Origin of the sequence: Sphingomonas sp. AX6, assembly GCF_902506605.1 — a bacterium.
In the GTDB taxonomy this organism is placed as follows: Bacteria; Pseudomonadota; Alphaproteobacteria; order Sphingomonadales; family Sphingomonadaceae; genus Sphingomonas.
The window spans coordinates 2,307,168-2,333,293 of sequence record NZ_LR733979.1 but is presented as its reverse complement, the minus strand read 5'-3'; the positions used below and the strand labels follow the sequence as shown (position 1 = coordinate 2,333,293).

The following is a 26,126-nucleotide window of genomic DNA, read 5'->3' as shown; positions in this document are numbered from 1 at the left end:
GCTCAGAATAGGGCCTGCGCCGCAACTGCCGTCCAAACGCCCAGCGGCGCGAGCAATACCCATCCGATCGGCGACACGATGATCGCCGATGCAGCGATCAAGCCACCCTCAACCACCGGCGTCTTGCCCGCATAGGCCGGCGCTGGATCGTCGAAATACATCACCTTGACGATCTTGATGTAATAGAACGCACCGATCACCGACGCCGCGATCCCTGCTACCGCCAGCGGATACAGACCCGCATTCACGGCTGCCGTAAACACCGCCAGCTTGGCATTGAAGCCCAGCAGCGGCGGAATGCCCGCGAGCGAGAACATGAATATCGCCATCGCCAGCGCGAGGCCGGGCCGCGTGCGCGACATGCCCGCCATGCTCGCGATCGTCTCGACCGGTTGCCCGTCAGCGTCGCGCATCTGGAGGACGACGATGAAGCTACCGAGCGTCATCACGACATAGACGACGAGGTAGAACAGGACGCTTGCGACGCCTTCTGCCGTACCCGCCGCTAAGCCGATCAGCACGAAACCGATATTGTTGATCGACGAATAGGCAAGCAGCCGTTTGATGCTGGTCTGTCCGATCGCCGCAACCGCGCCGAGGATGATCGAGGCAAGCGCCGCGAAGATCACGATCTGACGCCATTCGATCAGCGCCGGACCCATCGCATCCACCGCAACCCGCACCGCGAGTGCTACCGCCGCGACCTTCGGTGCCGACGCAAAGAACGCGGTAACCGGCGTTGGTGCGCCTTCGTAGACGTCGGGGGTCCACATGTGGAACGGGACCGCCGAAATCTTGAACGCCAGCCCGGCGAACACGAATACCAGTCCGAACAGCAAGCCCAGATTGCGCTCGCCCGAAGCTGCCGCTTCGCCGTAAACGTCGGCAATGGTACGGAAATCGGTGCTGGCACTGAAGCCGTAGACCAGGCTGATGCCATAGAGCAGGATGCCGCTCGCCAGCGCACCCAGCACGAAATATTTGAGGCCCGCTTCGGCCGAGCGATTGTCGCGGCGCATGAAGCTGGCGAGCACATAGGCTGCAAGGCTCTGCAGCTCGAGGCCCATGTAAAGGGTGATCAGGTCGCCCGCGGACACCATGATCCCCATCCCCGCCGCGGATAGCAGGATCAGCACCGGATATTCGGGGCGCAGATTGTCGCCCGGACCCAATTGAAAGAAACGCGGCGCAATGATGATCGCCACTGCCGCCGCGATGAAGATCAGCAGCTTGGCGAACGCAGCGAACGCATCCGCGTTGTACAGTCCGTCGAACGCGACGCCCCCGGTCGATGCCGGACCGATCAGCGCCAGGCTCGCGCCTGCAAGCACGAATACCGACGTAATGCTGACCGCGCGGGTAGAAGCTTCCTTGCCCCATGCGCCGACGATCAACAGGATCATCGCGCCGACCGACAGGATGATCTCGGGGAGAGTCATCGCCAGATTTGCTGACCAGGTCATCAATGCGCCTCCCCGTGCGCAGCTTCGGTATTTTCGGCAGCCTCGATCCGCTGCTGTTGCGCTGCGACGGCGTCACCATTCGGCTCGGTCGGGCGTGAATCGCCGACCGGCTTGGCACGGTCGATCCGCTCCAGCAGCGTCACGACATCGGCACGCATCGGTGCCATGAAGCTTTCGGGATAGACGCCCATCCACAACACGACCGCGGCGATCGGGGCGAGCAGCCACGTTTCGCGCTTGCCGATATCGGGCATCGCGCGGACATCGTCATGCTTCAATTCGCCCAACGCCACGCGGCGATAGAGATACAGCATGTACCCTGCGCCCAGGATGATCCCGGTGGTGCAGATCAGCGCGACCCAGGTTGATACCTGATACGCCCCCATCAGGCTCAGCAACTCGCCGACAAAACCCGACGTGCCAGGCAGGCCGATCGACGCCATGGTGAAGAACAGGAACAGCACCGCATATTTCGGCATGTTCTGCGCGAGGCCGCCGTAACGCGCGATCTCGCGCGTGTGGAGCCGGTCGTAAATCACGCCGACGCACAGGAAGAGCGCGCCCGAGACGAGGCCATGCGACAGCATGACGATCATCGCGCCTTCGATCCCCTGCTGGTTCCACGCGAACAGCCCGACCGTCACGATCGCCATGTGCGCGACCGACGAATAGGCGATCAGCTTTTTCATGTCCGACTGAACCAGCGCGACCAGCGAGGTATAGACCACCGCCACCGCCGACAGCAGGAAGATCAGCCAGGTGAACTGCGCCGACGCTTCGGGGAACATCGGCAGCGAGAAGCGCAGGAAACCGTAGCCGCCAAGCTTCAGCAACACGCCCGCCAGAATGACCGACCCCGCGGTCGGTGCCTGAACGTGCGCGTCGGGCAACCAGGTATGGACCGGCCACATCGGCATCTTCACCGCGAAGGACGCAAAGAACGCCAGCCACAACCAGGTCTGCACGCCAGCGGGGAAATCAACTTCCATCAGCGCGGGAATACTCGTCGTGCCCGCGGTTACCGCCATGTAGATCATGGCGATCAGCATCAGCACCGAGCCGAGCAGCGTGTAGAGGAAGAATTTATAGCTCGCGTAAATCCGGTTCGCCCCGCCCCAGATGCCGATGATCAGGTACATCGGGATCAGACCAGCTTCGAAGAAGACGTAGAACAGTAGCAGATCCTGCGCCGCGAAGGTGCCGATCATCAGCACTTCGACGGTCAGGAACAGCGCCATATATTCGGGCACCCGGTTGGTAATCCCGCGCCAGCTCGCCCCGATGCAGATCGGCATCAGGAACACGCTGAGCATGATCAGCATCAGCGCGAAGCCGTCGATCCCCAGCGCCCAGGCGAATTGGCCGAAGATCGGCGCGTATTCGGTGAACTGCCACTGCGGCGCATCGCCCGCGAGATCGAAGTTGACCCACAGCAGCGCGCCGAGGCCGAGATTGATGAGCGTCGCGATCAGCGCGACCCAGCGGGCGCGCTCTGCGGTCGAATACAAGCATGCAGCCGCCGCCAGCGCAGGCACGGCGAGCATCACGGACAGGATGGGAAAACCGTTCATCGCCGCATCAACCCGCAATGGCCCAGGTGACCGCGGCGGTCAGCCCGATCAACATGACAAAGGCATAGCTATAGACATATCCAGATTGTAGACGGCCCGACAGACGGCTCGTCCACCCGACCAGCTTCGCCGATCCGTTCGGCCCGAACCGGTCGATCGTCCCTTCGTCGCCAGCCTTCCAGAACAGGCGACCAAAGGCGAAGGCGGGGCGCACGAACAGCTTGTGATACAGCTCGTCGAAATACCATTTGTTGAGCACGAAGCCGTATAGAACGCGGAACGTATCGGTGAACTTCGCGGGCGTCTCGGGCTTGCGGATATAGGCATACCAGGCCCCGAACAAGCCGAGCAGCATCACCACCGATGCCGATAGCTTCACCCACAGCGGGACTTCGTGCATCGCGACCGCAAGCGGCGCGTCGAAATACAGGCTGCCGCGCCAGAATTCCTCGCCCGCCAGCGGCTCGATGAACCAGTCGTGGAAGGCAAAGCCCGCGAACACCGCACCGACCGACAGCAAGACGAGCGGGATCAGGATGGGGAGCGGGCTTTCGTGTGGCTTGTAGCCGCCGGTGCCGTCGCCGATCTCATGCGCCGCCGCGTGATCTTCGTGCGGGGTATGGCCTTTGTCCTCCTGCGCGGGCGGATTGTCCGCATGGGCGGCGGCATGGCCGTGGGTTTCGTCGAGATGGCCGTGGCCATGCGCGTCGTGAATTGCGTGCTGGATGTGCTCGGACTGCGCCCAGCGCGGCTTGCCCCAAAAGGTCAAGAACATCAGCCGCCACGAATAGAAGCTGGTGAGCAGCGCCGCGAGCACGCCGACCCAGAAGGCACCGTAACCTTCGGTGCCTGCCGCCCATGCGCTTTCCAGAATCGCGTCCTTCGAATGGAAGCCCGCAAAGCCGAAGCCCAGCCAGTAGATGCCGACGCCCGTGATCGCCAGCGTACCCGCCATCATGCCCCAGAAGGTGATCGGGATGTGCTTCCGCAGACCACCATAGAAGCGCATGTCCTGCTCATGGTGCATCGCATGGATCACCGAGCCTGCGCCCAGGAACAGCAGCGCTTTGAAGAATGCGTGGGTGAACAGGTGGAACATCGCCGCGCCGTAAGCGCCGATGCCCGCTGCGAAGAACATGTAGCCGAGCTGCGAACAGGTCGAATAAGCGATGACCCGCTTGATGTCGGTCTGGGTCGTACCGATCGTCGCGGCGAAGATGCAGGTCGCGGCACCGACTGCGGTCACGACCGCGAGCGCATAGGGCGCGACTTCGAACATCGGCGACATGCGGCATACTAGGAACACGCCCGCAGTAACCATCGTCGCCGCATGAATCAGCGCCGAAACGGGGGTCGGCCCTTCCATCGCGTCGGGGAGCCAGGTGTGGAGGCCCAATTGCGCTGACTTGCCCATCGCACCGACGAACAGCAGCAGGCAGAGCACGGTCATCGTGTCGAGCCGCATCCCCAGGAAGCCGATCGTCGACCCCGCCATCGCAGGCGCAGCCTCCAGGATTTCGGAGATCGAAACCGTGCCGAACACCAGATAGATGCCAAAAATGCCGAGCATGAAGCCCAGATCGCCGACGCGGTTGACCACGAACGCTTTGATCGCGGCGGCGTTTGCGCTCGGCTTCTTGAACCAGAAACCGATCAGCAAATAGCTGGCGAGGCCCACGCCTTCCCAACCGAAGAACATCTGGACCAGATTGTCCGACGTCACCAGCATCAGCATCGCAAAGGTAAACAGCGAGAGGTAGGCGAAGAAGCGCGGCTGATCCGGGTCTTCCTCCATATAGCCCCAGCTATACAGATGGACGAGCGCCGAGACGGTGGTGATGACCACGAGCATCACGGCGGTCAACGCATCGACGCGCAACGCCCAATCGATCGTCAGCGTGCCCGACTGCATCCACAGCAGAACCGGCGCGGTATAGGGATCGATGCTGCCGCCCATGAACCCGATGAAGATCGGCCAGGACAGCGCGGCGGACGCGAACAGTGCACCCGTCGTCAGCAGCTTGGGCAGCGTGCTTCCGAACGACTTGTTCGAAAAGCCCGCGATGATCGCCGCGATCAGCGGCAGGAATACGATTAGCTGAATCACCGAATGATCACCCCTTCATCCGGTTGACGGCATCGACCGCGATCGACCCGCGACCACGGAAATAGATGACGAGAATGGCAAGCCCGATCGCCGCCTCGCCCGCCGCGACGGTCAGTACGAGCATTGCAAACACCTGACCCACCATGTCGCCCAGATAGGCGGAGAAGGCGACGAGGTTCAGGTTCACCGCCAGCAGAATCAACTCGATCGCCATCAGGATGACGATCAAATTCTTGCGGTTGGCGAAGATGCCCAGCACGCCCAACGTGAACAGGATCGCCGAGACGACCAGATAGTGGTTCAACCCGATCACAGTTCGACCCCCTGCCCGACCGGCGGTTTGACGTTGCGCGTCGCGTCCTTCGACCGGCGCGCAATCTGGTCGGAGATGTTCTGCTTGCGAACCCCGCCACGCTGGCGATGCGTCAACACGATCGCCCCGACCATCGCGACGAGCAAGATCAGGCCCGCAACCTCGAACGCGTAGATATAGCGCGAGAACATCAGCCGCCCGAGCGCCTCGATGTTCGGCACGGCGGGATCGATCGGCGCGATCCGGTTTGCCATGTCGATCGCGCCCGCATTCCAGGCACCGACCGCGATGAACAGCTCCGCAACCAGCGCCACGGCAAGCGCCAGGCCGATCCAGAAATAGCGCACGAAACCGGCGCGCAGCTCAGCAAAATCGATGTCGAGCATCATGACGACGAACAGAAACAGCACCGCGACCGCCCCGACATAGACGATGATCAACAGCATCGCGATAAACTCGGCCCCGATCAGCAGCATCAGGCCCGCCGCGTTAAAAAAGGCGAGAATCAGCCACAGCACCGAATGCACCGGATTGCGCGACGTCACCGTCATCGCACCCGACAGGATCACCACGGCGGCGAACAGGTAGAAGGCGAAGGCCTGGATCACGAACCCATCTCCGTCACCTCTGCGAAAGCAGGGGTATCAAGCCGCAAGCGCGCGTCCTGAAACGAGGATATCCCGGCTTGCGCCGGGATGACGGAGGAGAGATGAATCATCGGATGTCCCACTGTTGCCGCGCGCTTACCGGTACGGTGCATCGGCGGCAAGGTTCGCGGCGATCGCGCGCTCCCAGCGGTCGCCGTTCGCAAGCAATTTGTCCTTGTGATAGATCAGCTCTTCACGGGTTTCGGTGGCGAACTCGTAATTCGGCCCCTCGACGATGGCGTCCACCGGGCACGCTTCCTGGCACAACCCGCAATAGATGCACTTGGTCATGTCGATGTCGTAGCGCGTAGTGCGGCGGCTGCCGTCCTCGCGTGGCTCAGCCTCGATCGTGATCGCCAGCGCCGGGCACACCGCTTCGCACAGCTTGCACGCGATGCAGCGTTCCTCGCCATTGGGATAACGGCGCAGCGCGTGTTCGCCACGGAAGCGCGGGCTGACCGGATTGCGCTCGAACGGATAGTTGATCGTCGCCTTGGGCTTGAAGAAATAACGCAGCGTCAGCGCGTGCGCCTTAACAAATTCCCACAGGGTGAACGAACGGACGAGTTGGGCGACATTCATGACTTAAAGACCCACTCTCTGGAACATCAGCCAGCCTGAGATCAGGACGACGAAGATCAGCGATAGCGGCAGGAAAATCTTCCAGCCCAGCCGCATCAACTGGTCATAACGGAAGCGCGGCACCGTCGCCTTCACCCAGGAGAAGATGAAGAAGAAGATGAAGATTTTGAGGAACAGCCACAGGATGCCGGGGATCGCATAAAGCGGTGCCCAATCGACCGGCGGCAGATACCCGCCCCAGAACAGCAGCGCGTTCAGCGTCGCCATCAGCAGCACGTTGGCATATTCGCCAAGCCAGAACAAAGCGAACGCCATCGACGAATATTCGGTCTGATAGCCTGCGACCAATTCGCTTTCCGCTTCGGTCAGATCGAACGGCGCGCGCGCGGTTTCCGCCAGCGCGCAGATCAGGAACACCACCGCCATCGGGAAGATCAGCGGGTTGAAGCCGAAGCCGTTGAGGAAGCCCAGCACATGCCCCTGCTGCGCCGCGACGATCGCCGACAGGTTGAACGTCCCCGCCCACAGCACGACCGAGATGAGGACGAAGCCGATCGCGACTTCGTAGGACACCATCTGCGCCGCCGCACGAAGCGCCGAGTAAAAGGGGTATTTCGAGTTGGACGCCCAACCCGCCATGATGACGCCATACACGCCCAGCGACGACGCCGCGAGGATGTAGAGCAGACCGACATTGATGTCCGCCAGCACCACACCCGCATCGAACGGGATCACCGCCCACGCGATCAGCGCGATCGTGAAGGTGATGATCGGCGCGAGCAGGAACAGCCCCTTGTTCGAGCTGGTCGGGATGATCGTTTCCTGAAGGAAAACCTTCAAACCGTCCGCAAACGACTGGAGCAGGCCGAACGGCCCGACCACATTGGGGCCGCGCCGCAGCGCCATCGATGCCCAGATCTTACGATCGACATAGATGATCATCGCCACCGCCAGCATCAGCGGCAATGCGATCAGCAGAATGCCCGCGACCGTCGCAAGAAGCCACGCTGCGTCGTAGGATAGCCCCAAATCCCAAGGGCCAAACGGAGTCCACAGTGGACGTTGGAACGCTTCGGTCATTCCGCGGCCTCCGCATAATCCTGGCCGTGGACCAGTTCTGCCGAGCAGCGCTGCATCGTCGGCGATGCGCGGCAGATGGCGTTGGTGAGATAGAAATCAGCGATCGGATAGGCGACCGACCCCGACGCGTCGCTCGCGAGCGCGGGCGGATTCCAGTCGAAGCGCACCAACCCTTCGCTCGCCAGCGCGGGCACTTCGGCGAACATCGCGCTACGCAACTGTTCGAAGGTGTCGAACGGCAGTTTGTGGCCCAGCTTTTCCGACAATGCCCGCAGGATCGTCCAATCCTCACGCGCGTCGCCGGGCGGGAACACCGCGCGGTCGCCACGCTGCACGCGGCCTTCGAGGTTGACGTAGGTGCCGGGCTTCTCGGCATAGCTTGCGCCCGGCAGGATCACGTCGGCCGCGTGCGCGCCCTTGTCGCCGTGATGGCCGATGAACACCTTGAAGCTGTTCTCGAACTTCGCGAAATCGACTTCGTCCGCCCCCAGGAAAAACGCGAGCTTGGGTGCTGCGGCGGCGACATCGGCGATGCCACCCTTTAGGGCGTAACCGAGCATCAGCCCGCCCATGCGGCTTGCCGCCATGTGCAGGACGTTGAAGCCGTTCCAACCGTCACGGACCAGATTGAGCGATTTCGCCAGCGCAAGCGCCCCGCCATGCCCATTCTTCAGCGCCGCACCGCCGACGATCACCATCGGCCGTTCAGCCTTGTCGAACGCCATCGACGCCGCCTCAGGCAGATTGCCCAGCAGCGACAAGTCGTCGCCCAGCCATTCGACCGGAAAGGTCAGGTCGGTTTCCGGACCCACCGCAAACACCTTCGCCCCGCGCTTCACCGCCTTGCGGATGCGCGTGTTGACGAGAGGCGCTTCGTGACGGAGGTTCGATCCGACGATCAGGATGACGTCGGCATCCTCCGTCCCCGCAATCGTGGTGTTGAAATTGACCGCGGCCATCGAGGTCGCATTATAATCCATGCCGGTTTGCCGCCCTTCGAGCAGCGACGAGCCCATCGCCGTCACCAGCGCCTTGGCGGCGAACAGCGTCTCGCAATCGACCAGATCGCCATGGATCGCGGCAACGCTCGACCCGGCCTGGACCGCGGCGATCGCCTCGAACGCCTCGTCCCAGGTCGCCGGGATCAGCTTGCCGTCGCGGCGCACATAGGGCTTGTCGAGGCGGCGGTGGCTAAGGCCGTCCACCGCGTGGCGCGTCTTGTCGTGCGCCCATTCCTCGTTCACGTCCTCGTTGATCCGCGGCAGCGCGCGCAATACCGCGCGGCCCCGGCTGTCGAGGCGGATGTTGGTGCCGACGGCATCCATCACGTCGATGGCGAGCGTCTTCTTCAGCTCCCACGGACGTGCCTCGAACGCATAGGGTTTCGAGGTCAGCGCGCCGACCGGGCACAGATCGACGACATTGCCCGAAAGCTCCGAGGTCACGGCCTTTTCGAGGTAGGACGTGATCTGCATATTCTCGCCGCGACCGATCGCGCCGATTTCCTCGACGCCCGCGACTTCCTCGGCAAACCGCACGCAGCGGGTGCACTGGATACAGCGGGTCATCACCGTTTTCACGATCGGACCCATATATTTCTCGGTCACCGCGCGCTTGTTTTCGGTGTAGCGCGAGTGGCCGCGACCGTACGCAACCGACTGATCCTGCAAGTCGCATTCGCCGCCTTGATCGCAGATCGGGCAATCGAGCGGGTGGTTGATGAGCAGGAACTCCATCACGCCTTCGCGCGCGGCCTTCACCATCGCGCTGTCGGTGCGGATCTCCTGTCCGTCGGCAGCCGGAAGCGCGCACGACGCCTGCGGCTTGGGCGGACCCGGCTTCACCTCGACCAGGCACATGCGACAATTGCCCGCAATGCTCAGGCGTTCGTGATAACAGAAACGTGGGATTTCCTTGCCCGCAAGCTCGCACGCCTGCAGCACCGTGGCGCCTTGGGGGACTTCCAGTTCGATCCCGTCGACTTTGACTTTGGGCATTCCAGACGATCCTATGCGCCAGTCGCGCGAGCAGCGAGCAGCGCTTCGGCCAGATGCCCGCGCAATGTGTCACGGTTGAAGCCAAGTCGCGCGCCGGTGGGGGTGCAGCTGGAAATGACCGGCATCAGGCGCTGGAGCGCGCTCTTTTCCGCATCCGATCGCACATCCGCGCGGATCAGCATGTCGGCGGCAACCGCATCGCGCGTCGCGGCACACCGCGCCACATCCTGCGACACGAGCTGCGCCTTGCCGCTTCCGGTAAAGGGGGCGGAGGTGTTCACCGTCGTTTCAGCAGGCGGAACGGTGACATCGCGCAGATAAAGTTGGCGCGCGATGGCAGCGCGAAGCGCTGGAGTCTGCATCCTGAGCTTGCTCCCCGCATTCGTCCGCAGACACCCTTGACGGCCATCCGAAATCGCCAGCACGGCGTCATCCGCCTCCTTCGTTTCAGGGCTCAGCGTCAGGATCCGCCGCGCTTCTGCCGGACGACCGTTGACCACGCACTGGGCATAGGTCTGCATGACGCGGTCTGCATCGCTCCGCTTTTGCGCGACCGCCGGGCTCGACGACAAGGCCAGCACACTTGCGGCCACGCTTGCAATCATCACAAACTTGTTCATTCCGCTGCCTCCATCATCGGCGCATTGCCGCTGCCATTACGCTCGGTGATCCGCCGTTCGATTTCGGGGCGGAAATGGCGGATCAGGCCCTGGATCGGCCAGGCTGCTGCGTCGCCCAGCGCGCAAATGGTGTGGCCTTCGACCTGCTTGGTGACTTCGTAGAGCGTGTCGATCTCACTGACATCGGCATCGCCGGTGCGCAGCCGTTCCATCACCCGCCACATCCAGCCGGTGCCTTCGCGGCACGGGGTGCATTGGCCACAGCTTTCATGCTTGTAGAAGTATGAAATACGGCTGATCGCACGGACGATGTCGGTCGATTTGTCCATGACGATGATCGCTGCGGTGCCCAGACCCGATCCGAGCTCCTTCAGCCCGTCGAAATCCATCGGCGCGTCCATGATCTGCGCCGCGGGGACGAGCGGCACCGACGAGCCGCCGGGGATCACCGCGAGCAGGTTGTCCCACCCGCCGCGGATGCCGCCGCAATGCTTCTCGATCAGCTCGCGGAACGGGATGCTCATCGCTTCCTCGACCACGCAAGGGCGCTCGACATGGCCGCTGATCTGGAACAGCTTGGTCCCGACATTGTTCGGTCGACCGATACCGGCGAACCATTCGGGCGAGCGGCGCAATATGGTCGGCACCACCGCGATCGATTCGACATTGTTGACCGTCGTCGGGCAGCCATAAAGGCCCGCACCCGCCGGGAAAGGCGGTTTCAGGCGCGGCTGGCCCTTCTTGCCTTCCAGGCTTTCGAGCATCGCGGTTTCTTCGCCGCAGATGTACGCGCCCGCGCCGCGGTGGCAGAACACGTCGAAATCATAGCCCGAACCACAGGCATTCTTGCCGATCAGGCCCTTGGCGTACGCTTCGGCGATGGCCGCGAACAGCACCTCGGCTTCGCGGATATATTCGCCGCGAATGTAGATATAGGCCGCGCGCGCGCGCATCGCGAAGCCCGCGACCAGCGCGCCCTCGATCAGCTTGTGAGGATCGTGGCGGATGATCTCACGGTCCTTGCAACTGCCGGGTTCGGATTCGTCGGCGTTGATGACCAGGAAATTGGGGCGATCGGGCCGCGGCTCCTTGGGCATGAAGCTCCACTTCATGCCTGTCGGAAAGCCCGCGCCGCCGCGACCGCGCAGGCCGGACGCCTTGATGCGGTCGATGATCGCGTCCTGCCCGATATCGAGCAAAGATTTGGTATCGTCCCAATCGCCGCGCGCTTGCGCCGCGTCCAGATTCCACGGCTGGAACCCGTAGAGATTGGTGAAGATGCGGTCCTTGTCAGCGAGCGTCATTGCCGCCCCTTCCCGATCATTTTTTCAGCGATGAAATAGACGCCAACGGCGATCGCCACCGCGATCAAGATGCCGACCAGCTTCAATGCGCCGATGAACAATTCGAGCAGCAGCCACAGCGCGATCACGCCAATGGCGATGGCGAGGAGGAGTGAGCCGAGCGCTTTCATGCCCTCTGCCCCCATGCACCGCGATAATCGTGATTGGCATCCACCATTTCACGCAAGGTCGTCGGCCCGCCCTCCGGCTCCGACGTGTGGCGGTCGTTCTGCGGACCCGGCTTGGGCGCTTCGCCAGCGGCAAGCGCGGTCAGGATCGCGGAGGTCTTGTCGTAATCCAGATCCTCGAAATTATCGTCGTTGATCTGGACCATCGGCGCGTTGGCGCAATTGCCCATGCACTCGACCTCGGTCAGCATGAACAGGCCGTCGGGCGTGGTCTTGCCCTTTTGCAGGCCGTGGTTCTTGCACGCCGACAGCACGTCGTCCGACCCGCGCAACATGCACGGCGTCGTGCCGCACACCTGCACATGATAGCGGCCGACGGGGGCAAGATTGTACATCGTGTAGAAGGTCGCGACTTCATACACGCGCATGTAGGGCACGCCGATTTCACGCGCGACATATTCGATCACCGGGACCGGCAGCCAGCCCTGCGTATTCGTCTCCGCCCCCACCTGACGCTGTGCGAGGTCGAGCAAAGGCAGCGTCGCCGATTGCTGGCGACCCGGCGGATAGCGCGCGATGATTTCCTTCGCCTTTTCGGCGCTGGCGTCGTCCCATGCGAACGCCCCCCAGCGCGCGCGGACTTCGGCTTCGTCGGGGATAATGGGTGCGTCAGCCATTCCGGTAACCTTCGTAATGCCCAACCGCAGCGAGAGCCTGAAGTCCCACGACGCCGACAAAAACCGGCAAGGCTACCCACAGAACAACGGGATTGATGGTTTCAGTCAGCCCCAAAACGCTGACCACAAGCGCTGGAATGCCAACTAGGACAACGACCCATTGTGACCATTTGGGATTATCAACAAGCGTAAAGGGCGTCACCGGTCACACTCCCCAAACACGATATCCATCGCGCCAAGGATCGCGGTCGTGTCCGCCAGCATGTGGCCGCGTGACATGAAGTCCATCGCCTGCAAATGGCTGAACGCGGTCGGGCGGATCTTGCAGCGATAGGGTTTGTTCGATCCGTCGGCGACCAGATACACGCCGAATTCGCCCTTGGGGCTTTCGGTCGCGACGTACACGTCGCCTGCGGGGACGTGATAGCCTTCGGTATAGAGTTTGAAGTGATGGATCAGCGCTTCCATCGACTGCTTCATCTCGCCGCGGCTCGGCGGCACCACCTTGCGGTCGAGCGAGGCGATCGGACCTTCGGGCATTTCGGCCAGGCACTGCTTCATGATGCGGATCGACTGATAGACTTCCTCGACCCGGACCATGAACCGGTCGTAGCAATCGCCCTTGGTCCCGACCGGAATTTCGAAATCCATGCGGTCGTACACGTCATAGGGCTGCGACTTGCGCAGATCCCACGGAATGCCCGCTGCGCGGATCATCGGACCCGAAAATCCCCAGGCAATGGCGTCGTCGCGGCTGACCACGGCGATATCGACGTTGCGCTGTTTGAAGATGCGGTTCTCGATGACCAGGCTCATCGCGTCGCCGAACAATTTGGGTAGGCGCGTATCGAGCCAGTCGCCGATATCGGCAAGCAGCTTCAGCGGCGCATCCTGATGCACGCCGCCGACGCGGAAATAGTTGGAATGCATCCGCGCGCCCGACACGCGCTCGAAGAAATTGAGACAATCCTCGCGGATTTCGAACACCCACAGGTTCGGCGTCATCGCGCCGACGTCCATCATGTGCGCGCCCAGATTGAGCATATGGTTCGAAATGCGCGTAAGCTCGGCGAAAAACACCCGCAGGTACTGCGCGCGGATCGGCACTTCGAGGTCGAGCAGTTTTTCGACCGCCAGCACGAAGCTATGCTCCATGCAGAGTGGCGAGCAATAATCGAGCCGATCGAAATAGGGTAAGGCCTGCTGATAGGTCTTGTATTCGATCAGCTTTTCGGTGCCGCGGTGGAGCAGGCCGACATGCGGATCGATCCGGTCGATGATCTCGCCGTCCAGCTCCATCACCAGACGAAGCACGCCATGCGCGGCCGGATGCTGCGGTCCGAAATTGATCGTGTAGTTCTGGATCTCGACATCGCCAACGCTAGGATCGGCGGCGTCGGTACGACCCTGCATTTCTTCGATCACGTCAGCCATGATGGGCCTCATTCACACCACCACCGTTCGGGCTGAGCTTGTCGAAGCCCTGTCCTTCTTTGAACGGCGGAAAAAAATTACAGCACTTCGACAAGCTCAGTGCGAACGGGGAAAAGGTCATTCCGAAGCACCCTTCTTCGGCGCGGCCTTGCGCTTTGCGGGCGCCTTCTTCGCATCCACCGGCGGCGCGGGTTCGTCGGCAGTGTCGGATACCGGCTTTGCAGCCTTGGCACTCGCACCTTTGCTGGTTTTGGCCGCCGGCTTCTTCCTGGCCGGCGCTTTGGGCTTGTCCTCGGGCTGATTGCCGGGATCGCTCTCGCCCGCACCCGATTGCGCGGTGCTTTCGGTGGTCTTCGGCTTGTCGACGTCCGCCTTGGCGTCGGTCGCGGCATCCGCCTTGGCGATCTCGTCGGCCTTTAGCGGCGTCGGCGCGCCCTTGGCTTCGGGCGCGGCAGGTGCCGGAGTGGCTGTAGGCGCGGCCTTTTCGTCGCCGGGAAGGATATATTCCGCGCCTTCCCAGGGGCTCATGAAATCGAAGGTGCGGAAATCCTGCGCGAGTTGCACGGGCTCGTACACCACGCGCTTGGCCTCTTCCGAATAGCGCAGCTCGACATAGCCGGTGAGCGGGAAGTCCTTGCGCTGCGGATGGCCGCGAAAACCATAGTCAGTCAGGATGCGGCGCAGGTCGGGGTTGCCGTCGAACAGCACCCCGTACATGTCGTAGATCTCACGCTCCAGCCAGCCCGCAACCGGCCAGATGCCCGTCACCGACGGTACGGCCTGCACTTCGTCGGTAGAGACATGCACGCGGATGCGGTGGTTACGCGTCAGCGAGAGCAGGCAGTAAACGACCTCGAACCGCTCTGCGCGTTCCGGGTAATCGACTCCCGCCATTTCCATGAGCTGCTGATATTCAAGGCCAGGCGTATCGCGCAGCGCGGTCAGTGCGGGCACCACATCGTCGCGACCGACGAACAGCGCAACTTCGCCAACCTTGTCGCGCGCGTCGACCAGCATCGACCCCAGCGCAGCGCGCGCCGCGTCGATCACGCCGTCATTGGCCGCATATCGGGGGGCTGCGGTCCGCACGCTCATCGCTCGACCGTTCCCATGCGGCGGATTTTCCGCTGCAACTGCATCACCCCGTACAGGAGAGCCTCGGCGGTCGGCGGACAGCCGGGCACATAGATGTCGATCGGCACGATCCGGTCGCATCCGCGCACGACGCTGTAGCTATAATGGTAATAGCCGCCGCCATTGGCGCACGATCCCATAGAGATGACGTATTTCGGCTCCGACATCTGGTCGTATACGCGGCGCAGTGCCGGGGCCATCTTGTTGCACAACGTACCCGCGACGATCATCACGTCCGACTGGCGCGGAGATGCGCGCGGCGCGGCGCCGAAGCGTTCCATATCGTAGCGCGGCATGTTGACGTGGATCATTTCGACCGCGCAGCACGCCAGGCCGAACGTCATCCACCACAGCGAGCCGGTGCGCGCCCACTGGAACAGGTCTTCGGTCGAGGTGACCAGGAAGCCCTTATTGTCCAGCTCACCATTCAGGTCGTTGAAGAACGACGCGTCGGGCTGGATGATCGCACTGCCGGGAGCGGCTGGAGAAAGCTGGTTCATGTCTTATTCCCAATCCAGCGCGCCGGATTTCCATTCATAGATGAAACCGACGGTCAGGATGCCCAGGAACACCATCATCGCGATCCATGCGGACCAGCCCAGGTCGAACACGGTGACGGCCCAGGGGAACAGGAAAGCGGCTTCGAGATCGAAGATGATGAACAGGATGGCGACCAGATAGAAACGCACGTCGAACTGGCTGCGCGACGATTCGAACGCGGGGAAGCCGCATTCATATTCGCTGAGCTTTTCCGGAAACGGCTGATGCGCGCCGGTGAAGCGCGACACGATCATCGGCAGCACGACGAACGCCACCGACAGCGCAAGCGCGATGCCGAGGAATATCAGGATCGGCAGATATTGCGAAAGATCGACCAACTCAGCTTCTCGCAAAGGTTCGTGAATATGCCGGGCTTCTAGGCCGCTCGCCCCGGTGGGGCAAGGCCGGAAACCCTTGAGAATCGCTCGCAATTAGGTGGTGTGTGGCGGCTAGTTCCTACCGTCACCCCGGCCGAAGTGCCGGGGTCCACCGTGCCGCTCGTCCATCGCAAGATATCGACGCGCTTCCCGCGCCGCGCGGTGGACCCCTGCACTTCGGCCGGGGTGACGAAATTACCGCAAAGCGTTCGCCACAAGCTTGTGCAGCCGCGAATGCAACTGGTCGTTGGCGGCCAGAAACTCGCTACGCTCCATCGCCCGGTCGCTCCCGCGGAAATCGGTGACGAACCCGCCCGCTTCGCGCACCAGCAGCATTCCGGCCGCAACGTCCCAGGGTTTCAGATCGGCTTCCCAGAAACCGTCATACCGGCCCGCCGCAACCCAGGCGAGGTCGAGTGCCGCCGATCCGAAGCGGCGGATACCCGCAACCTCAGGCGCGACCGCGCCGAAAATCCGGCTCCACTGCGCGAAATTGCCGTGGCCCATATAGGGTATGCCAGTGGCGATCAGCGATTCGGTCAGGTCGCGGCGCGACGACACGCGCAGCCGCTGGTCCTGCAACCACGCGCCACGCCCCTTTTCGGCCCAGAACCCCTCGTCGGTCAGCGGCTGATAGATCATGCCGTGGGTAATTTCGGGCTTGCCCTGCGCGCCCCGCGGGTCTTCGACCGCGACCGAAATGGCGATGTGCGGGATGCCGTGGAGGAAGTTGCTGGTGCCGTCGAGCGGATCGATGATCCAGCGCGGCTTGTCGGGATCGCCCTCAATCTCGCCACGTTCCTCGACCAGGAAACCCCAATCGGGACGTGCGCGGCGCAATTCCTCGATCAGCGTGTCTTCCGCGCGGCGGTCGGCCATCGATACGAAATCCGCAGGCCCCTTGCGGCTGACCTGCAACTGCTGGACTTCGTTGAAATCGCGGCGCAGGCGCGGCGCTGCCTTGCGGACGGCGCGCTCCATGACGCTGATGAGGCCGGAATGGGATACCATGTCGTGCTCCTGCCCCTCCCCTTCAGGGGAGGGGTTGGGGTGGGGCGTCTCCGCGCACGCCGGATTTGGTTGCGGAGAATGTCGGGATGGAGGCACCGCCCCACCCCAACCCCTCCCCTAAAGAGGAGGGGCTAAAGAAGACTATTCCGCTCTCTTCACATATTCCTGCGCATACACATCGACAACGATCCGCGTGCCCGCACCGATATGCGGCGGCACCATGATGCGCACGCCATTGTCGAGCACCGCAGGCTTGTACGAGGACGACGCCGTCTGCCCCTTGATCACCGCATCCGCCTCGACGATCATCGCTTCGATCGTATCGGGCAACTGGACCGAGATCGGACGCTCGTCATAGAGCTCCATCACCACGTCCATGCCGTCCTGCAGGAACGCCGCCGCATCGCCGAGCACGCCGCGGTCGAGCGTGATCTGTTCGTAACTGTCCTTGTCCATGAAGGTCAGCGTTTCGCCGTCGGCGAACAGGAACTGGAAATCCTTGGTGTCGAGCCGCACGCGCTCGACCGATTCCGCCGAGCGGAAGCGGACATTGTTCTTGCGCCCGTCGATCAGGTTCTTGAGTTCCACCTGCATATACGCACCGCCCTTGCCGGGTTGGGTGTGCTGGATCTTGACCGCGCGCCAGATGCCTTTTTCATATTCGATGATGTTGCCGGGACGAATGTCCACGCCGCTGATCTTCATGGTTGGAACCTGTTCATGCGAAAGAGCGAGAAGGCGTGGCCTTTAGCGTTCGACCGCCGAACCGGCAAGCACCGGATGGGGATTGATCGGCGTCCCCTGCCACCAGCGCTCGCCGCGGCCCAGATGCGTGATCCCGAAATGGAGGTGGTCGTTGCCCGGCCCGGCATTGCCGGTATCGCCGACATAGCCGATGTGATCGCCCGCCGACACGCGCTGGCCTTCGCGCAGGTTCGGCGCATAACCGGCAAGATGCGCGTAATAGAACATCCAGCGCGGGTCGCTCGACCGCTGATAGATGGTGATCCCGCCGCCACCTTCGCTGAAGTAGAGCTTCTCGATGCGTCCGTCGGCCACCGCGAGAACCGGCGTCCCATTGGCGGCCATGACGTCCAGCCCGACATGGGCTCGCGTCCCGCCGCCGCGCGCATCGCCCCAGCTGTCATAAAGCTGGTCGCGCCGCACGCCCGCAACAGGGACGATCATCCCGCGAAGCGCACCCGGCTCGGCAACGACGGTGCGGGTATCCGCTTCGGCCGCCGCCAGCGTTTCGGGCAGCACTTCCAGATGCTGGACATTGCCAGGCGCTTCCCAACGCACCGTCAACAGGAAAATCACCAGCAACGCCGCAATCAGCCCCAGCCCGCCCCAGACGACGCGCATCCGCTTACTCGGTAAAGATCGCAGGCGTGCCCGGCCCGACCATCATCGCGACGCGCGCGGCGTCCCAGTTGGTCAGGCGGATACAGCCGTTGCTTTCGGTACGACCGATTGATTGCGGCTCGGGCGTGCCGTGGATGCCGTAATGCTCCTTGGACAAATCGATCCACACCACGCCGACCGGATTGTTGGGTCCGGGCGGCACGACAGCCGCCTCTGCTCCGGCAGCCGTCCCGGCGATCAGGTCCGGATCAAAACCCCAATCGGGGTTGAATGCGGTGCCCTTCACTTCCCAGGTGCCGATCGGCAGCGGGTATGTGGAGCTACCCAATGTCGCGGTGAACTGGCCGATCAACTGGTCCTGATCGTCCCACAGCTTCAACGTGCCATCAGCCTTGGAAATCGTGATCTTCGCGGCCTTGGGGCTGTTGCTGCCGACGTTGAGCGCCGCGGCGGTGCGCTGCCAATCGGCATTCCAGTTATCGGGATAATTGCGCTCGGCAGGCAGCGCGTTGGGCAGCGTCAGGACCGCGTTCGGCCCGAACGCCGCATCGCGCCCATTCATCGCGATCAGGATTTGCGGCGTCGTGTGGAACATCTCGGCCAGCTTTTCGAGCGGGGTGCGGTACGGCAGCCCATCCAGCTTTGCCTGTTCGTTGGGATCTTTGGGGATCGGGTTGAGGAACGGCCCCTCGAATATCGCCGGGCTGAGTTGAAGCGTCTTGGTCGGGCGCCAGCCACGATATTGATAGAGCTGGACCAGCGTGTCCTGATCGATCTCGCCGGTAATCTCGAGCCCGCGCGCTTCCTGAAAGCCTTTGAGCGCATTGGTCAGGCTCATCCCCTCGCGTCCGTCCAGAATGCCGGGGCCAAAGCCGAGTTTGTCGAGGATCACCTGAACATGAAGGATGTCGCGGCTGACCGGGATTTCCTCGGGCGCGGTCGCGTTTGCCATCGCTTCGTTCGCGGGCATCTCGGCGGCGTTGTTCTGCGCGATCACCGCCACAGGCACTGCCAGCGCCGCCGCTCCGGCAGCCGCCATAAACCACTTACGCATCGACAAAACCCCTTCCGTCAGAACCTTTTGCGTCCAACGAAGCAGGGTCCGGTTGTTTCCCTATCAAAACGAACGACGGCGTATTGATCTATGCCCCGATGGGCTTGCGTGAGGTTCCGAGCGCTATCCTGCGTTCAACAGCGCATCGAACGCCTTGACCGCCGCGACCTCATCCCCGCCCCACACCGCATTCGACACCGCCAGGAAATCTGCTCCCGCGGCAACCAGTGGGGCCGCGTTGTCGGGCGTGATACCGCCGATCGCCACGCACGGGATTTCGAACAACGCGCTCCACCACGAAAGGACCACGGGGTCGGGTCGATGCGCCGTTTCTTTGGTCGCGGTGGGATAGAAGGCACCGAAGGCGACATAATCGCATCCGCCCTCACCTGCTTCCATCGCCAGATGGCGACTATCGTGACAGGTCACGCCGACCTGAGCCGATGGCCCCAACACCGATCGCGCCTCGCGCGGGTCGCCGTCGCCCTGCCCTAGATGAACGCCGTCGGCGCCCAGACGCTTCGCCAGCGAGATGCTGTCGTTGACGATAAACGCGACGTCGCGGTCGGCGCATACGCGCTGGAGCGGTTCGGCCAACCGCGCGGCTTCGTGCTGATCGACGCCCTTCACCCGGAACTGAAACGCCGCTACCGGACCTGCATCCAGCGCCGCCGCCAGACGGTCTGTGAACCCATCGGTCACGTCGAGCGGGGAGATCAAGTAAAGCTGGCACCGCGGCCGCCGGTCGTCGCGCACGAACTGGGTCGCGAAATCGGGGTCGAGCGGGCCGAGCGGGTCTTCATCGAGTGTCATTCCGGCCCCCTAGCGCAACCCCGCCACCGCGACCAGTCGCGGCGGGATCAGTATCCCGCCTTGTCGAAGACATGCCCGTCGGGATCGAGGTCGCGCAGGTCGCGCCCGCGCGTCTCCTTTCCATATCGCGCGATCAGCAGCAGCGACAGCGCGGTCGGCACCGCGATCATCCACGCCGACGTGCCCAGGCTGGGAATGATCGCAAAGATGCTCAGGATTTGGGCAAACACCCCGCCCAGCTTGCTACACGCCGCGATCCACCCGGTCGAGCGACCGCGAATGCGCAGCGGAAAACTCTCTGCTGCGTAAGGAAGCAGCATGGCGATGATGGCATTGCTGCCGACGATCAGCAGCGCAACCGGGACCACTGGGCTGCCGCCGCCGGATCGGTCGAGCCATAATATCCCGGCGAGTCCGCCAAGCGTCATCGCGATACCGGAGATCAACGATCCCTTGGTGCTCCACGCGTGATAAATCCACGCGACAAGAAATACAGTGGGCAGGGCGATCAGCGCGGACCAGGCGAGCAGACCGCTCGACACCGCCATGCTATATCCGCGCGCGACCAGTTCGGCGGGCAGCCACAGCAGCAACCCGAAATTGACCAGCCCCCAGCAGATCGCGATCAGGCTCAGCGCGGCGAGCTTGCCGACGAACGCACTACCCGACAATGGCGCTGCACGTCCGCGCGCGGCGGCGGGAACGGCGTCGCTTGCCACCTTGCGCACCGTCGAGCCGAATTGTGCCATCACCTGCTGCGCTTCCACGGCGCGACCGCGCGCGAGCAGGAACTTCGCCGATTCTGGGATGAAGGTGCCGAGCACCACCAGCATCAATCCGCTCGGCAGATTGGCGAGCCACAGGATGCGCCAGCTGTAGATTGGCTCCAGCCACGCCGCGATCAGGCTGGCGGCGGCATAACCCCCCACCGCGCCCAGCCCGCCGACCAGCACCAGGCTCCAGCCCCGGTGGCGGCTCGGCATCATTTCCGCGAGCAGCGCATAGGTGACGGGCAACATTCCGCCCGCGGCCATGCCCATCATGAAGCACATGCCGATATTCCAATTGAGCGACGGCATCGCCCCGCAGATCGATGTGCCGACGAACATCACCGCTGACAGCAGGATCGATGCCTTTCGCCCGTAAATGTCGGCGATCCAGCCCCACAGAAACGATCCCACCACGGTTCCGCACAAGGCGAAGAACGGCACCAGCGAAACCGCCGATCGCGAGAGGCCGTATTCGTTCACCATGCCAGGGATGGTGAAGCCCAGGCTTGCGGGCTTCATGATATCGATGACCAGCGCCACGACCAGCACCGCCATCAACCGCCAATGCGCCCAGGACAGCGGCGCGTCCTCCGGCGCGGCGACGACCAGTTCGCTCGATGCCGCGATCTGTTTCGACAGGTTTCGCGGCAACAGGCCGTAAGCGGCAACGCCTACACCTGCGATAATCATCCACATGCCGGCGATCATGCCGCTGTCCATCGGCATCCCGGCCATGCGGAATCCCATCGATCGGCCCATCCAAAACATCGGCAGATGCAGCACGACACCGACGGTAACCGCGACCGTGCCGAGCACGAACGCCCATAACCTCCGGTCGCCGAGCGTCGCACTATCTATCATTATCCTGCCCCAACCCCGTTTACGACGTCGTTGGAACCATGGTCAGCGGCGGCGCGCAAGCGGGATTATTGCGGCGAATGGATTTCGGGAACGCCCCACTTCCGCCGATGATGGATCCCGGAAATGCCGGGCGACGTCACGCGCCGCCCGGTCCCTCTCCGACTCTTTACGAAGCGACCGTCTTGGTGGTTGACGCTGCGTGGATTTCGTCGATCGCGCCGCCCAGCGACGCATCGAATGCATCATCGTCCATCTGCGTGCGCAGGTCGGACAACAATGCGCGGCTGAAACTGGCGATCATGCCGCGGTTCCTGGCGAGTTGAGCACAAGCCTCGGCACGGGCGAAGCCGCCCGACAGCGCGACAACACGCAACACGCGCGGATGATCGACCAGTGCGTCGAACAACCCTGCCGTTGCGGGGATCGACAGTTTCAGCATCACCCGGTCATCGCCGGGCATCGCATCCAGCGCCTTGATGATCTCGTCGCGCAGGATGGCGTCTGCCGCGGCGCGTTCGGCGCTTCTGATATTCACTTCGGGTTCGATGATCGGCACCAGCCCGTGTGCGAGCACCTGTCGTGCGACCTCGAACTGTTGCACCACGATGGCGGCGATGCCTTCCGGGTTGGCAAGGTTGATGACAGAGCGTTCCTTGGTCCCGAAGACACCATGCGAGTTCGCACGCGTAAGCAAGGCGTCGAAATCGGGCATCGGCTTCATCAACTGAACGCCGTTCGCTTCGTCTTCCAGCCCCTTGTCGATCTTGATGAAGGGCACGACGCCGCGCTCGATCAGCGCCTGGGTCGTCGGCTTGCCGTCGACGGTGCCATCCATCGTGCGCTCGAACAGGATTGCGCCGATCACCTTGTCGCCGCTGAAACAGGGCGACGAGATGATGCGGCTGCGCATCGCGTGGATCAGCCCGAACATCTCCTCGTCGTCCGCCCAAGCGCCGTCCTCGACGCCGTAGCCATTGAGCGCCTTGGGCGTCGAACCGCCCGACTGATCGAGCGCCGCGATGAAGCCGTTTCCGTCCGCGATTTTCGCGGCCATTTCGTTGGTTTGCATCATTTCCCTCTTTTCACCCGTCACAGCGCCAGCCAACGGCGAAGCGCCTGATCCACCTGTTCCATCGACGCCGCGCTCGCCTGGCCTAGCACCCGGACGACGCGTCCCCTTCGCAGCGTTTTGATCTTGTCCACCTGCGCTTCGCTCTCGACCGCGATGCCCGTTTCCGCCGACGGCGCAAACGGCACGCGGAACAGGGTTTCCCCGCCCGTCAGGCTGGTCATCGGGCACAACGTCACGCTGGCATGGGCTTCGTTGAACAGATCGGACTGGACGACCAGAAATGGGCGGCGCTTGTCCGCCAACCCCTCAGGTCCTTCGACCAACACGACCATGCCGCGATTTATCTCCACCGGCCGTCCGCCGATTCCACCCGATCGAAAAACGCCCAGTCCGCGCCGTCATCGCGTGCGGCGGCGCGTTCCGACTGGCGCCGCGCCTCGGCGCGAAACGCCTCGTCATGCAGATCGACGTAGCGACGCACCGCATCGCGCGCGATGTCGCTTTTCGATCGCCCCTGCGATCGCGCGACATTGGCGAGCCGTTCTTCGAGTTCGGTATCGAGCCTGACGCCCAGCATTCGCGCATCCGTTTAACGTGTTAAACGCGGCGATAGTGCGGTGCGGCGATTCGGTCAAACGACAATGCGCGTCGCGCCGATCGCACGGACAAGTCCCGCCATATAGGCGCCCCACAGCAACGCTCCGATCAGCTTTGCGCCGTCTTCAATCACGATCATCCAGTCGGCGGCGAAATAGATCGACCGGTCGCTCGCCACATCGATTCCGACCGACAGGCCGAGCATGACAAGCGCGGTTGCCGCGATCGGCCATGGTCCCCGCGACAGCACGTGTCGAAATGCCGCCGCGAGGCCCAGCGCGAACAGGGCATAGCAGACGAAAAACGCCTTTTGCGGGATGCCGGTCGACGGCCCGACGCTTTCGTGGAGCATGAACTGATCGTCGAGCGCCAGCCAGAAGGTGAACGCCGCCAGCACCGCGCAGAGCAGCCTAGCGCGACCGCGAACGATCGCCACCCCGAATGCCGCGATGCTCGCCGCTGCAGTCCACGCCATTACCGACAATGCGCTGAACAACCCGAGATAGACTGGCTGGTCGACGGTCGCCGCGGGGTCGGCGAACAGCATTCGGGGTGATGCATCGATCAGCGACAGCGCGCTTGCGATTGCGGCGACGGAAAAGCCGACGATCGCGATCGTCACCCACTCGGGACGCCATCCGGTTCGCGCGACCGGCAGTTGATGATGGTCACCCCGATCAGCCACATGCGCACCCCTTTTTCGGGTTCCTCTATCGAGAGCAGAGGTAACGCGATGCGCGCGGCAAAGCCAATTGAGATCGGCCGCCCGCAACGGGCGGGAATGACGCCTAGCGGGCGAGCGCCTTTACGCCTGGCAACTCGCGACCTTCCATCCATTCGAGGAATGCACCACCAGCCGTTGAAACGAAAGTGAAATCATCCGCCACGCCTGCCTGGTTCAACGCCGCGACGGTATCGCCCCCGCCCGCGACCGACACCAGCGACCCTTCCTTGGTCAGTGCCGCGGCCGTCCGTGCCAACGCCACGGTTGCGGCGTCGAAGGGCGGCGTCTCGAATGCCCCCATCGGACCGTTCCAGACCAGAGTACGACAATTCTTCAGGACGTCCGCCAGCGCCTCGGTCGCGGCGGGGCCGACGTCCAGGATCATCTCGTCGGCAGCGACTTCATGGACGTTGACGGTGCGCGTCGCAGGGTTTGGTTTGAATTCGGTCGCGACCACCACGTCATACGGCAAATGCACGGTGCAGTTGGCGCGGTCGGCGGCGTCGAGGATTTCCTCCGCGGTGCCGGTCAGGTCATGCTCGCACAGCGACTTGCCGACATCGACCCCGCGCGCCGCGAGGAAGGTGTTGGCCATACCGCCGCCGATGATCAGGTGATCGACCTTGGCGACCATCGCCTTCAGCACGTCGAGCTTGGTCGATACCTTCGCCCCGCCGACGACCGCGGCGACCGGGTGTTCGGGGTTGCCCAGTGCCTTGTCGAGCGCGTCGAGTTCGGCCTCCATCGCGCGGCCTGCGAACGACGGCAGCTTGCGCGCCAGTCCCTCTGTCGAAGCATGGGCGCGGTGCGCTGCGGAGAAAGCATCGTTGACGTAGAGATCGCCAAGCGCCGCGAAGCGGTCGACCACCGCAGGGTCGTTCTTTTCTTCGCCGCCGAAGAAGCGGGTGTTTTCAAAAAGCGCGATATCGCCTGGCTGAAGGGTGGCGACGGCGTCGGCAACGTCTTCCCAGTCGATATAGCGCACCTCGCGACCAAGGACCGAGGCGAAGGGCCGCGTGACCTGGGCGGTCGAGAACTCCGCAGACGGCACGCCCTTGGGCCGTCCGAAATGGGCGAGGACGAGGACGATCGCGCCTTTATCGGAAAGTTCGTTGATGGTGGAAACGGCTGAGCGCAACCGCGTGTCGTCGCTGACCTTTCCGTCGGCCATCGGCACGTTCAGATCTTCGCGGACCAGCACGCGCTTGCCGTGAATATCGCCCATGTCGTCGAGCGTCTTGAAATTGCGTGCCATCACTGCTTTCCCATCAATGTTCAGCCAGCCCTAAAGGGTCAGGTTATTCGCCTTCGATCGCTACCAAATCGCCGACCTGTATGCGTCCGCCGCTCAGCACACGACCGAGCGCACCGCCGCGCCAGTCGGGGGTGAGCGCCGCCTTCAGCCCCGGTGCGATTTCCTCCATCCGACTGCATGGATCGCATTCGGTCGTAATTTCGATCACGACGTCTGCGCCGATCCGAACCCGCGCGCCAGGTATCTGGGGGAGGTCTAGCCCCTCGACCAGCAAATTGGCGCGGCGTACCCACCAGGGCAGATCGTGGCCCAGTTCGGCCATTGCGGATTCCCAGTCCCCCGCCTCGATCATGGACACCTGACGCCGCGCCCTGCCGCCGGGTTTCACCGCGCCGCGAAAATCTCCCGCGAGGCCGGCCTCGATCGTGACCTCGACCACGTCCAGCGTCTCGATCGGCCCACGCGGGCGGGCGTGGCGGGCAATGCCGGAGAGGATGCCGGTCATCTGGTCGTCATTCCAGCGAAAGCTGGAATCTCATGCCGCATTGTCACCGCCACAGCCTGCTCCTTGCGGCATGATATGCCAGCTTT

At 63.1% G+C, this 26,126-nt stretch carries 29 protein-coding genes; all 29 read right to left on the bottom strand.

All coding sequences use genetic code 11. The features are described 5' to 3' along the window. Positions 1–2: 2 nt before the first annotated feature. The 29 genes from nuoN to ENHY17A_RS11150 all read right to left on the bottom strand — a co-directional run bounded on the left by nuoN (position 3) and on the right by ENHY17A_RS11150 (position 26,040). Entirely contained in the window at positions 3–1,463 is a 1,461-nt protein-coding gene (nuoN, locus tag ENHY17A_RS11285) for an NADH-quinone oxidoreductase subunit NuoN (protein WP_159712773.1), read from the bottom strand. Next, positions 1,463–3,034: an NADH-quinone oxidoreductase subunit M gene (locus tag ENHY17A_RS11280; RefSeq protein ID WP_159712771.1), complete on the bottom strand. Its 1,572-nt coding sequence runs from the start codon at positions 3,032–3,034 to the stop codon at positions 1,463–1,465. The genes nuoN and ENHY17A_RS11280 overlap by 1 nt, the downstream gene beginning before the upstream one ends. Before the next feature lie 7 nt (positions 3,035–3,041). After that, on the bottom strand, positions 3,042–5,141 hold the full coding sequence (gene nuoL, locus ENHY17A_RS11275; RefSeq protein ID WP_159712769.1) for an NADH-quinone oxidoreductase subunit L: 2,100 nt from the start codon (positions 5,139–5,141) through the stop codon (positions 3,042–3,044). Between the two features lie 7 nt (positions 5,142–5,148). After that, positions 5,149–5,454 (bottom strand): NADH-quinone oxidoreductase subunit NuoK, encoded by a 306-nt coding sequence (nuoK, locus tag ENHY17A_RS11270; protein ID WP_159712767.1) that lies wholly within the window; start codon positions 5,452–5,454, stop codon positions 5,149–5,151. Beyond that, positions 5,451–6,062 (bottom strand): NADH-quinone oxidoreductase subunit J, encoded by a 612-nt coding sequence (locus ENHY17A_RS11265; protein WP_159712765.1) that lies wholly within the window; start codon positions 6,060–6,062, stop codon positions 5,451–5,453. The genes nuoK and ENHY17A_RS11265 overlap by 4 nt, the downstream gene beginning before the upstream one ends. A 135-nt stretch (positions 6,063–6,197) precedes the next feature. Next, positions 6,198–6,683, bottom strand: coding sequence for an NADH-quinone oxidoreductase subunit NuoI (gene nuoI, locus ENHY17A_RS11260; RefSeq protein WP_159712763.1), 486 nt, complete (start codon positions 6,681–6,683; stop codon positions 6,198–6,200). Between the two features lie 3 nt (positions 6,684–6,686). After that, positions 6,687–7,763 (bottom strand): NADH-quinone oxidoreductase subunit NuoH, encoded by a 1,077-nt coding sequence (gene nuoH, locus ENHY17A_RS11255; RefSeq protein WP_159712761.1) that lies wholly within the window; start codon positions 7,761–7,763, stop codon positions 6,687–6,689. After that, entirely contained in the window at positions 7,760–9,760 is a 2,001-nt protein-coding gene (gene nuoG, locus ENHY17A_RS11250; RefSeq protein WP_159712759.1) for an NADH-quinone oxidoreductase subunit NuoG, read from the bottom strand. Before nuoG ends, nuoH begins: the two co-directional genes overlap by 4 nt. 11 nt (positions 9,761–9,771) lie before the next feature. Further along, a complete protein-coding gene (locus ENHY17A_RS11245) occupies positions 9,772–10,380 on the bottom strand; it encodes a hypothetical protein (RefSeq protein ID WP_159712757.1) in 609 nt (202 codons plus the stop codon). After that, a complete protein-coding gene (nuoF, locus tag ENHY17A_RS11240) occupies positions 10,377–11,684 on the bottom strand; it encodes an NADH-quinone oxidoreductase subunit NuoF (protein ID WP_159712755.1) in 1,308 nt (435 codons plus the stop codon). Before nuoF ends, ENHY17A_RS11245 begins: the two co-directional genes overlap by 4 nt. Then, entirely contained in the window at positions 11,681–11,854 is a 174-nt protein-coding gene (locus ENHY17A_RS11235) for a hypothetical protein (RefSeq protein ID WP_201296390.1), read from the bottom strand. The genes nuoF and ENHY17A_RS11235 overlap by 4 nt, the downstream gene beginning before the upstream one ends. Then, positions 11,851–12,528, bottom strand: coding sequence for a complex I 24 kDa subunit family protein (locus tag ENHY17A_RS11230; protein WP_159712753.1), 678 nt, complete (start codon positions 12,526–12,528; stop codon positions 11,851–11,853). The genes ENHY17A_RS11235 and ENHY17A_RS11230 overlap by 4 nt, the downstream gene beginning before the upstream one ends. Then, a complete protein-coding gene (locus ENHY17A_RS14755; protein WP_236547899.1) occupies positions 12,521–12,730 on the bottom strand; it encodes a hypothetical protein in 210 nt (69 codons plus the stop codon). Before ENHY17A_RS14755 ends, ENHY17A_RS11230 begins: the two co-directional genes overlap by 8 nt. Then, positions 12,727–13,941: an NADH-quinone oxidoreductase subunit D gene (locus ENHY17A_RS11225; RefSeq protein ID WP_443018313.1), complete on the bottom strand. Its 1,215-nt coding sequence runs from the start codon at positions 13,939–13,941 to the stop codon at positions 12,727–12,729. The genes ENHY17A_RS14755 and ENHY17A_RS11225 overlap by 4 nt, the downstream gene beginning before the upstream one ends. 138 nt (positions 13,942–14,079) lie before the next feature. Continuing rightward, complete coding sequence (locus tag ENHY17A_RS11220) at positions 14,080–15,051, bottom strand: NADH-quinone oxidoreductase subunit C (RefSeq protein WP_159714523.1); 972 nt, start codon at positions 15,049–15,051, stop codon at positions 14,080–14,082. Positions 15,052–15,053: 2 nt separating this feature from the next. Next, positions 15,054–15,596 carry a NuoB/complex I 20 kDa subunit family protein gene (locus ENHY17A_RS11215; protein WP_159712749.1) on the bottom strand — a complete coding sequence of 181 codons (543 nt, stop codon included), beginning with the start codon at positions 15,594–15,596 and terminating at the stop codon, positions 15,054–15,056. Positions 15,597–15,599: 3 nt separating this feature from the next. Further along, a complete protein-coding gene (ndhC, locus tag ENHY17A_RS11210) occupies positions 15,600–15,974 on the bottom strand; it encodes an NADH-quinone oxidoreductase subunit A (RefSeq protein ID WP_159712747.1) in 375 nt (124 codons plus the stop codon). Positions 15,975–16,208: 234 nt separating this feature from the next. Beyond that, positions 16,209–17,024, bottom strand: a complete 816-nt coding sequence (locus ENHY17A_RS11205; RefSeq protein ID WP_159712745.1) for an inositol monophosphatase family protein — start codon at positions 17,022–17,024, stop codon at positions 16,209–16,211. Positions 17,025–17,165: 141 nt separating this feature from the next. Then, positions 17,166–17,729, bottom strand: a complete 564-nt coding sequence (gene efp / locus ENHY17A_RS11200) for an elongation factor P (RefSeq protein ID WP_159712743.1) — start codon at positions 17,727–17,729, stop codon at positions 17,166–17,168. A 42-nt stretch (positions 17,730–17,771) separates the two neighbouring features. After that, positions 17,772–18,389 carry a M23 family metallopeptidase gene (locus ENHY17A_RS11195; protein WP_159712741.1) on the bottom strand — a complete coding sequence of 206 codons (618 nt, stop codon included), beginning with the start codon at positions 18,387–18,389 and terminating at the stop codon, positions 17,772–17,774. Between the two features lie 4 nt (positions 18,390–18,393). Then, positions 18,394–19,443, bottom strand: a complete 1,050-nt coding sequence (locus ENHY17A_RS11190) for a L,D-transpeptidase family protein (RefSeq protein WP_236547897.1) — start codon at positions 19,441–19,443, stop codon at positions 18,394–18,396. Positions 19,444–19,566: 123 nt separating this feature from the next. Next, positions 19,567–20,256 (bottom strand): thiamine phosphate synthase, encoded by a 690-nt coding sequence (gene thiE / locus ENHY17A_RS11185; RefSeq protein WP_159712739.1) that lies wholly within the window; start codon positions 20,254–20,256, stop codon positions 19,567–19,569. Between the two features lie 47 nt (positions 20,257–20,303). Next, on the bottom strand, positions 20,304–21,887 hold the full coding sequence (locus ENHY17A_RS11180) for an MFS transporter (RefSeq protein WP_159712737.1): 1,584 nt from the start codon (positions 21,885–21,887) through the stop codon (positions 20,304–20,306). 166 nt (positions 21,888–22,053) lie between these two features. After that, a complete protein-coding gene (locus ENHY17A_RS11175) occupies positions 22,054–22,956 on the bottom strand; it encodes a fructose bisphosphate aldolase (protein WP_159712735.1) in 903 nt (300 codons plus the stop codon). Positions 22,957–22,976: 20 nt separating this feature from the next. Beyond that, complete coding sequence (locus ENHY17A_RS11170) at positions 22,977–23,309, bottom strand: type II toxin-antitoxin system PemK/MazF family toxin (RefSeq protein WP_236547895.1); 333 nt, start codon at positions 23,307–23,309, stop codon at positions 22,977–22,979. Further along, positions 23,300–23,536 carry a ribbon-helix-helix protein, CopG family gene (locus tag ENHY17A_RS11165; RefSeq protein ID WP_159712733.1) on the bottom strand — a complete coding sequence of 79 codons (237 nt, stop codon included), beginning with the start codon at positions 23,534–23,536 and terminating at the stop codon, positions 23,300–23,302. The genes ENHY17A_RS11170 and ENHY17A_RS11165 overlap by 10 nt, the downstream gene beginning before the upstream one ends. A 54-nt stretch (positions 23,537–23,590) precedes the next feature. Beyond that, positions 23,591–24,241, bottom strand: a complete 651-nt coding sequence (locus ENHY17A_RS11160) for a hypothetical protein (RefSeq protein ID WP_159712731.1) — start codon at positions 24,239–24,241, stop codon at positions 23,591–23,593. Between the two features lie 103 nt (positions 24,242–24,344). Further along, positions 24,345–25,535, bottom strand: a complete 1,191-nt coding sequence (locus tag ENHY17A_RS11155; RefSeq protein ID WP_159712729.1) for a phosphoglycerate kinase — start codon at positions 25,533–25,535, stop codon at positions 24,345–24,347. A gap of 43 nt (positions 25,536–25,578) precedes the next feature. After that, entirely contained in the window at positions 25,579–26,040 is a 462-nt protein-coding gene (locus tag ENHY17A_RS11150; protein WP_159712727.1) for an MOSC domain-containing protein, read from the bottom strand. Between the last annotated feature and the right edge of the window lie 86 nt (positions 26,041–26,126).

Excerpts from the sequence above, each read along its gene's own strand:
- nuoN (WP_159712773.1), bottom strand. The coding sequence starts at position 1,463 with ATGACCTGGTCAGCAAATCTGGCGATGACTCTCCCCGAGATCATCCTG.
- ENHY17A_RS11280 (WP_159712771.1), bottom strand. The coding sequence starts at position 3,034 with ATGAACGGTTTTCCCATCCTGTCCGTGATGCTCGCCGTGCCTGCGCTG.
- nuoI (WP_159712763.1), bottom strand. The coding sequence starts at position 6,683 with ATGAATGTCGCCCAACTCGTCCGTTCGTTCACCCTGTGGGAATTTGTT.
- nuoH (WP_159712761.1), bottom strand. The coding sequence starts at position 7,763 with ATGACCGAAGCGTTCCAACGTCCACTGTGGACTCCGTTTGGCCCTTGG.
- nuoG (WP_159712759.1), bottom strand. The coding sequence starts at position 9,760 with ATGCCCAAAGTCAAAGTCGACGGGATCGAACTGGAAGTCCCCCAAGGC.
- ENHY17A_RS11245 (WP_159712757.1), bottom strand. The coding sequence starts at position 10,380 with ATGAACAAGTTTGTGATGATTGCAAGCGTGGCCGCAAGTGTGCTGGCC.
- nuoF (WP_159712755.1), bottom strand. The coding sequence starts at position 11,684 with ATGACGCTCGCTGACAAGGACCGCATCTTCACCAATCTCTACGGGTTC.
- ENHY17A_RS11235 (WP_201296390.1), bottom strand. The coding sequence starts at position 11,854 with ATGAAAGCGCTCGGCTCACTCCTCCTCGCCATCGCCATTGGCGTGATC.
- ENHY17A_RS11230 (WP_159712753.1), bottom strand. The coding sequence starts at position 12,528 with ATGGCTGACGCACCCATTATCCCCGACGAAGCCGAAGTCCGCGCGCGC.
- ENHY17A_RS11225 (WP_443018313.1), bottom strand. The coding sequence starts at position 13,941 with ATGCAGGGTCGTACCGACGCCGCCGATCCTAGCGTTGGCGATGTCGAG.
- ENHY17A_RS11215 (WP_159712749.1), bottom strand. The coding sequence starts at position 15,596 with ATGAACCAGCTTTCTCCAGCCGCTCCCGGCAGTGCGATCATCCAGCCC.
- ENHY17A_RS11205 (WP_159712745.1), bottom strand. The coding sequence starts at position 17,024 with ATGGTATCCCATTCCGGCCTCATCAGCGTCATGGAGCGCGCCGTCCGC.
- efp (WP_159712743.1), bottom strand. The coding sequence starts at position 17,729 with ATGAAGATCAGCGGCGTGGACATTCGTCCCGGCAACATCATCGAATAT.
- ENHY17A_RS11195 (WP_159712741.1), bottom strand. The coding sequence starts at position 18,389 with ATGCGCGTCGTCTGGGGCGGGCTGGGGCTGATTGCGGCGTTGCTGGTG.
- ENHY17A_RS11190 (WP_236547897.1), bottom strand. The coding sequence starts at position 19,443 with ATGCGTAAGTGGTTTATGGCGGCTGCCGGAGCGGCGGCGCTGGCAGTG.
- thiE (WP_159712739.1), bottom strand. The coding sequence starts at position 20,256 with ATGACACTCGATGAAGACCCGCTCGGCCCGCTCGACCCCGATTTCGCG.
- ENHY17A_RS11180 (WP_159712737.1), bottom strand. The coding sequence starts at position 21,887 with ATGATAGATAGTGCGACGCTCGGCGACCGGAGGTTATGGGCGTTCGTG.
- ENHY17A_RS11175 (WP_159712735.1), bottom strand. The coding sequence starts at position 22,956 with ATGCAAACCAACGAAATGGCCGCGAAAATCGCGGACGGAAACGGCTTC.
- ENHY17A_RS11165 (WP_159712733.1), bottom strand. The coding sequence starts at position 23,536 with ATGCTGGGCGTCAGGCTCGATACCGAACTCGAAGAACGGCTCGCCAAT.
- ENHY17A_RS11155 (WP_159712729.1), bottom strand. The coding sequence starts at position 25,535 with ATGGCACGCAATTTCAAGACGCTCGACGACATGGGCGATATTCACGGC.
- ENHY17A_RS11150 (WP_159712727.1), bottom strand. The coding sequence starts at position 26,040 with ATGACCGGCATCCTCTCCGGCATTGCCCGCCACGCCCGCCCGCGTGGG.